At 71.9% G+C, this 6,501-nt stretch carries 7 protein-coding genes; 3 read left to right on the top strand and 4 right to left on the bottom strand.

The genetic code is table 11. The features are described 5' to 3' along the window. Positions 1 to 695, bottom strand: a 695-nt coding sequence (locus NBZ83_RS29000) for a sterol desaturase family protein (RefSeq protein ID WP_261576220.1), incomplete at its 3' end; no start/stop codon positions are given. Between the two features lie 23 nt (positions 696 to 718). Next, entirely contained in the window at positions 719 to 1,705 is a 987-nt protein-coding gene (gene glpX, locus NBZ83_RS28995) for a class II fructose-bisphosphatase (protein ID WP_261576221.1), read from the bottom strand. Between the two features lie 431 nt (positions 1,706 to 2,136). On the opposite strand from glpX, the gene NBZ83_RS28990 reads away from it, so the two are divergent. Beyond that, positions 2,137 to 2,718, top strand: a complete 582-nt coding sequence (locus tag NBZ83_RS28990) for a DUF4245 domain-containing protein (RefSeq protein ID WP_261576219.1) — start codon at positions 2,137 to 2,139, stop codon at positions 2,716 to 2,718. Between the two features lie 317 nt (positions 2,719 to 3,035). On the opposite strand, the gene NBZ83_RS28985 is transcribed toward NBZ83_RS28990, so the two are convergent. Beyond that, complete coding sequence (locus NBZ83_RS28985) at positions 3,036 to 3,365, bottom strand: hypothetical protein (protein WP_261576218.1); 330 nt, start codon at positions 3,363 to 3,365, stop codon at positions 3,036 to 3,038. 349 nt (positions 3,366 to 3,714) lie between these two features. Between NBZ83_RS28985 and NBZ83_RS28980 the strand changes: the two genes are divergently transcribed. Then, positions 3,715 to 4,026 carry an exodeoxyribonuclease VII small subunit gene (locus tag NBZ83_RS28980; protein WP_261576217.1) on the top strand — a complete coding sequence of 104 codons (312 nt, stop codon included), beginning with the start codon at positions 3,715 to 3,717 and terminating at the stop codon, positions 4,024 to 4,026. A gap of 35 nt (positions 4,027 to 4,061) precedes the next feature. On the opposite strand, the gene xseA is transcribed toward NBZ83_RS28980, so the two are convergent. Next, positions 4,062 to 5,276, bottom strand: a complete 1,215-nt coding sequence (gene xseA / locus NBZ83_RS28975) for an exodeoxyribonuclease VII large subunit (protein ID WP_261565028.1) — start codon at positions 5,274 to 5,276, stop codon at positions 4,062 to 4,064. A 142-nt stretch (positions 5,277 to 5,418) separates the two neighbouring features. On the opposite strand from xseA, the gene NBZ83_RS28970 reads away from it, so the two are divergent. Further along, a complete protein-coding gene (locus NBZ83_RS28970) occupies positions 5,419 to 6,384 on the top strand; it encodes a 4-hydroxy-3-methylbut-2-enyl diphosphate reductase (protein ID WP_261565029.1) in 966 nt (321 codons plus the stop codon). Positions 6,385 to 6,501: the final 117 nt, after the last annotated feature.

Here is a 6,501-nt window from a genome sequence, read left to right as displayed (position 1 = left end):
GCTGAGGCCGGGGCGACGAGGCCGCGGGCGGTCGGGGAGAGCTCAACGGCGTCCCGCGGCGGATTCGTGCGCAGGGCCAGATCCCCGAGGGGGCTGGTCACGCCGAGCCAGTAATGCTCGTTGCGGTAGTGGTGCAGGCGATGGCCGCGCCAGACCCGCCGGTAGTACGCCGTCCGCGGTGGGACCCGGGTGTGGATGAGGAAGTGCGTCCAGTCGTAGGCGAGCACGCCGACACCCGCGCACAGCGCCGCGGTCGCCGCCGAGGGCGGTCCGAGCAGCGCAGGCAGGGCCGCCGCTGCCGTTCCGGTGATGACCTCGCGTGGACGCAGGAACATGGTGTCCAGATCGGCCGGGTCACGGTGGTGCTGCTCGTGGCCGTAGCCGGCGAGCTGGTAGCCGACGGCACCCAGCCGGCTGGCCGGGCGGGCGTGCAGCACCAGCCGGTGCACACCCCATTCGACGAACGGCTGCGCGACGGCGGCAGCCACGGCGATCCGGGTGTCCCGGGCCCGCCACGGCCCGCGGGCCGCGCGCACGGCGGCGAGCCCCCCCACGCAGCCGAGCAGCACCGGCGGGCGGGGATGGGCGAGGAACCGGCGGACGGCAGTCGCCAGCGTGCGGACCTCCGCCGCGCTGCCATGCGGCCCTGGCCGGTCGAGCCGGACGAACAACGCCGCGGGGGACAGCCGCGCCACGCGATCGCCTCCCGGCGGTGAGATCAGAACGGAACGGTGGAGTAGGCCTGCAGCTTGGTGAGCTGATGCTGGCTGTCGACCCGGCGAATCGTGCCCGAGCGGGAGCGCATCACCAGTGACGACGTGCTGGCGCCACCCGGGCGGTACCGTACTCCGGCCAGCAGCTCACCATCTGTGATTCCCGTCGCGACGAAGAAGACGTTGTCGCTGGCAACGAGGTCGCGGGTGGACAGCACCCGCTCCGGGTCGTGCCCGAGCGCGACGACCTTGCTCCGCTCGGTCTCGTCCTTGGGCCACAACCGGCCCTGGATCACCCCGCCCAGGCACGTCACGGCGCAGGCGGTGATGATCCCCTCCGGCGTGCCACCGATGCCGAGTAGCAGGTCGACACCGGTGTCGGCGGAGGCGGCCATCACGGCGCCGGCGACGTCGCCGTCGGAGATGAGCTTCACCCGGGCGCCGGCGGCACGGATCTGCTCGACGAGCTCGGTGTGCCGCGGGCGGTCCAGGACGACCACGGTGACGTCGCGCGGGTGGATCGCCTTCGCCTTCGCCACGGCCCGGATGTTGTCCTCGACGGAGGCGGTGATGTCGACGACGTCCGCCGCTTCCGGCCCGGTGACCAGCTTCTCCATGTAGAAGCAGGCGCTCGCGTCGTACATCGAGCCGCGCTCGCTGACCGCCATGACGGACACGGCGTTGTTCATGCCCTTGGCGGTGAGCGTGGTGCCGTCGACGGGGTCGACGGCGACGTCGCACTCCGGGCCCTCGCCCGAGCCGACCTGCTCGCCGTTGAACAGCATCGGGGCCTCGTCCTTCTCCCCTTCGCCGATGACGACGACGCCGCGCATCGACACGGTGCCGACGAGCCGACGCATCGCGTCGACGGCGGCACCGTCGGCACCGTTCTTGTCACCGCGGCCGACCCAGCGCGCCGCGGCGAGCGCGGCGGCCTCGGTCACCCGGACGAGTTCGAGGGCAAGGTTGCGGTCCGGGGCCTGCCCCTGCACGGCCAGCGTGTCGGGCACAGCCGAGGAGTCGGAGGACCTGGCGGTGAGGGCATCGGGAGCGGAAGGCACGGCCGTGAGCCTAGTTCGGCTACCCCGCAGGCGCCCGAGATAGCCGGCCCCGCGATGGATCAGGCCCCGCCGAACGTATCCCGGAGTATCGCTCGCTGTCAGACGAACCGAGGCATCCAGTCTGTCGTGCGCGTGACAGCCGGGGAGTCGAAAACTTGCGCGCAACCTTCCGGTGCATACAGGCGTCAAACGCTTCGATCGGGCGGCCGTCACGCGGAGGGGGCGTGACGGCTGCCCGTCGGCGTTCCGCCCCATCCACGGCACCCACTGTGGGCGAGATCCCCGCCACACCGGCGCCGTAAGGGGCCGCCAGAACCGGTCCCGGCCCACCACCGGCCCGCCGAGACCTGGAAGATGGGGGCGTGGCACAACGACAGCGACGCGGCCAGGAAACGATCAGAGACATGATCCTCTCCCTCGCCGCGGTCATGGCGGGCGTTCTGGTCTTCGTCATCTTCGTGATGCCGCGAGGCGGCGACGAGACGGCGGTCAAGGTCGTCGCGACGGCCGAGCCGATGGCGGCCTTCGCTCGGCAGACGTCCTACACCCCGCTCGCCCCCGCCGGCCTGCCCGGGTACTGGAAGCCGACCTCGCTGCGGCTGACCGGCCCCACCGGCGGCTCCGACGGCGGCGACATCGCCGAGGCGGCGATCGGCTACGTCATCGACCGGTCCGGCCATCGGACGTACGCCCGGCTGCGGGAGAGCAACGCGCCGAAGGCGGTGCAGAAGCTGCTCGGCAACCGGCCGCCGCACGGGACCGTGGACGTCGACGGGACTCCCTGGGAGCAGCGCCCGGACGCCGACGGCCATCTCGCGATCAGCCGGACCGACAAGGACCTCACGGTCATCATCGACGACGGCGGCGGGAAGGGTGGCGCGACCCAGGCCGACCTGGTCGCCCTCGCCGAATCGCTCCAGCCGGTCCAGCCCAGCGGGGCCTGACGGCCCGCGGATTCGTGCGTGCGGGAACCCGAACGCAAAGCCGAGAGCGACGCGGAACGCCGAGCATCCCGGTGGATGTTTCCGGCCGCCATCTCCGCAAGATACTTAAATTTACCCAAACGGTAAGAATCGGTTTGTCCGCCGAGACCTCGCGTCGAATGGCCCGCGGCCCGGGGCGGCACGCACGCAATGTGCGCCGAATGGCCCGGAGCCGATGCCAGCCGCTGTCGACGCCGCGGGCTGGATACCCGGACCTGTGGGTCCGGGTATCCAGTACTGCCGGAATCGTTGCGATGGCGGAGCCGACCTCGGCTACCTCAGTGCTGGCCGGTTCCGGCGGCTACGGGAGGCCGCTGGGACGGCACAGGATGGCCGTGCGAGCCGTCCCAGGCGTTGGCCGCCGGGATGAGCACCGCCAGACCGAGGATGAGACCAGCCGCGCGCCGCAGCAGCGGCCCGCCGGCCAGGATGCGCCGGTCACCCCGGTCACCCCGACCGCCCTGATCGGTGGAGCTGGTGTCGCGAGACGCCGTGCCGGCGAGGTCGTGCCGCAGCAGGACCGAACCTCTCGGGGAGGCGGGTGGAACTCGCCCCCGGGAGCGACCGACGACGGCCTGGCGTCGGAGCGACGGACGTGCGCCGGGCATGTGGTGTACCTCCGGACCGCCCGAAGCGGACGGGCGGCCAGCCGAGTGGGGCCCGCACATTCACGGACCACCACCAATCTGAAACGTCCTGCAGCGACCTTGCACTATGGATCTCCGCCAGGCCAACCCACTTCGACCATGATTGTCGCCTGATTGATATCACGTTGCGCCGACGGAGTGCGGCATTTCCGGCTTCGGTGGCGCCCGGCGTGGCGCCGGATCCGGTCGGGAATACTCGTGACACGCCGCGTCGAATTTCGCCCGAGCCGCGCGGAGGCACGAGGCGTCACGATCGGGCCATGGCATCGCATTGGCCGGAAGTTGGGTATGCAGGGGCGCGGAGGTGGCGATGTCTGAAAGTCCTGGTTCCACAACGTTCGGCGACTCTCCCGGCAACGGGCGGGCCGCACGACCGAACCGAAGCGCACCGAACTCGAACGCACCGGAAACGCCCGATCTCCCCGGCGCGCCGGGGGTCAGTTACGAGAGCGCCCGCGCCGAGCTGGAGGAGGTCGTCCGCCAGCTTGAGGCGGGCGGGGTGACCCTGGAGCAGTCGCTGGCCCTGTGGGAGCGCGGGGAGGAGCTGGCCCGGACCTGCCAGGCCCTGCTCGACGGCGCCCGTGCCCGGCTCGCCGCCGCCGACCCCACCCGCGACGCCTGACGCCCGCGACGCCTGATGCCCGCGCCGTGGTCGGTTCAGTCCTCGGTGACGGCGGCCCCGAGCGCCCCGCTCGCCACCCGGATGGCGAGCCGCTCGCCCGGTCCGACCTGCGCGGGGTCGCGTACGACCGCACCGTCCGCCGCGCGCTGCACGACGGCGTACCCGCGGTCGAGGGTCGCCGCCGGGGACAGCGCCCGCACCCGGGCGCGGGTGGCCACCAGATCGCGTGCCGTCACGTCCAGCGCGTGATGCACGCAGCGCCGGGAACGGGCCAGCAGGGCGACGACGTCGTCCGAGCGCCGGGCGAGGTCGCGGGCGGGCGCCGCGAGGACCGGGCGGCCCCGCATGTCCGCGAGCCGGCGCTCCTCCCGGTCCAGCCGATGCTCGACGACGCGGCGCGCGCGAGCCCGCAGCTGGGCGACCGCGACGGACTGCTCGCCGACGTCGGGCACCACCCGCTTGGCGGCGTCGGTGGGGGTCGAGGCGCGTACGTCGGCGACGAAGTCGAGCAGCGGCGCATCCTGCTCGTGTCCGATCGCCGACACGACCGGGGTGCGCGCGGCCACCACGGCGCGCACCAGCGCCTCGTCGGAGAACGGCAGCAGGTCCTCCAGCGACCCGCCGCCACGGGCGATGACGATCACCTCGACCTCGGCCCGACCGTCAAGCTCGCGCAGCGCGTCGATGACCTGGGACACCGCCAGCGGGCCCTGGACGGCCACCTCCCGCAGCACGATCCGCACCGCCGGCCAGCGACGGCGCGCGTTCTCGACGACGTCGCGCTCCGCGGCGCTGGCGCGCCCGGTGATCAACCCGACGGCCGCGGGCAGGAACGGCGGGCGCCGCTTGCGGGACGCCGCGAACAGGCCCTCCGCGGCCAGCGTGGCCTTGAGCTGCTCCAGCCGGGCCAGCAGGGCACCCGCGCCGAGCGGGCGGATCTCCACCACCGCGAGGGCGAGCGTGCCGCGGGCGGGGTGGAAGGACGGCTTGCCCCACACGACGACCCGCGCGCCGTCCACGAGCGCGGGGCCGACAGCGTCACAGACCGCTCGCGAGCAGGTGACCCGCAGCGACACATCCGCGACGGGGTCCCTGAGGGTGAGGAAAACAGTGCCCATTCCGGGCCGGCGAACAAGCTGCGTGACCTGTCCCTCAACCCACACCCGGCCGAGCCGGTGGACCCAGTCGCCGACGGCGCGCGAGACCGTGCGAACCGGCAAGGGTTGTTCAGGTGTCGAGGTCAGGGCCATTCGGGCACCGTAGCCGGTCCGTCCGACAGGTCCAGAAGAGTCCGTGCGACCGTGGCCGGAGGTGGAGCGGACGATGTCGCCGACACGTGATGCATCGCCCGCGGCTCTTCCAGCAGGGCCCTCACCGCGTAGACTGCCCAGCATGGGCCGGGTCCTTCTTGCCAAGCCGCGCGGCTACTGCGCCGGTGTCGATCGAGCTGTCGTGACCGTGGAGAAGGCGCTGGAGCTCTACGGATCGCCGGTCTACGTACGTAAGCAGATCGTGCACAACCTCCACGTCGTACAGACGCTGGAGGCCAAGGGCGCGATCTTCGTTGACGAGACCGACGAGGTACCACAGGGCGCCACCGTGGTCTTCTCAGCGCACGGGGTCGCGCCGACCGTGCACGAGGAGGCCTCCTCGCGTCAACTGCGCACCATTGACGCAACCTGTCCGCTCGTCAGCAAGGTGCATTCCGAGGCGCGTCGGTTTGCCCGCGAGGATTACGACATCCTGCTTATCGGCCATGAGGGCCACGAGGAGGTCGTCGGCACCACTGGCCAGGCACCTGACCGCATTCACCTGGTGGACGGTCCCGAGGATGCCGCCAAGGTGAAGGTGCGCGACCCGGAGCACGTCGCTTTCCTCTCCCAGACCACCCTCTCCGTCGACGAGACGCAGACGACCGTCAGGGCCCTGCGTGAGCGCTTCCCGCACCTGCAGGGTCCGCCGAGCGACGACATCTGCTACGCGACGCAGAACCGTCAGGTGGCCGTCAAGGAGATCTCCAGCGCGGTCGACCTGGTCATCGTCGTCGGCTCGCCGAACTCCTCGAACTCGGTGCGTCTGGTCGAGGTCGCGCTCGACGCCGGCGCACCAGCCGCCCACCTCGTCGACGACTCCACCGAGGTGGACGCGAGCTGGCTGGAGGGCGTCGAGACCGTCGGCGTAACCAGCGGTGCCTCGGTCCCCGAGGAGCTGGTCACCGGCGTCATGGCCTGGCTGGCCGAGCGTGGGTTCAACGACGTCGAGGAGGTCACCTCCGCCGACGAGCACCTCCTGTTCGCTCTCCCACCCGAGCTGCGCCGTGACATCCGCGCCCGCGAGCGCGAGACCGCCGCTTCCTAAGCGGCGCCACCCAAACAACCACGCCCACTGCCCCGCCCCGTGGCATCGACGCCACGCGGCAGGGTAGTGGGCGTCTCTCATTGCCAGGACTTGTCACAGGCGCCTCCCTCCCTCTCC

This window comes from Frankia gtarii, from assembly GCF_025403375.1.
Taxonomy (GTDB): domain Bacteria; phylum Actinomycetota; class Actinomycetes; order Frankiales; family Frankiaceae; genus Frankia; species Frankia gtarii.
The sequence above is the reverse complement of the archived record's forward strand: the minus strand, read 5'-3'. Positions and strand labels throughout refer to the sequence as shown.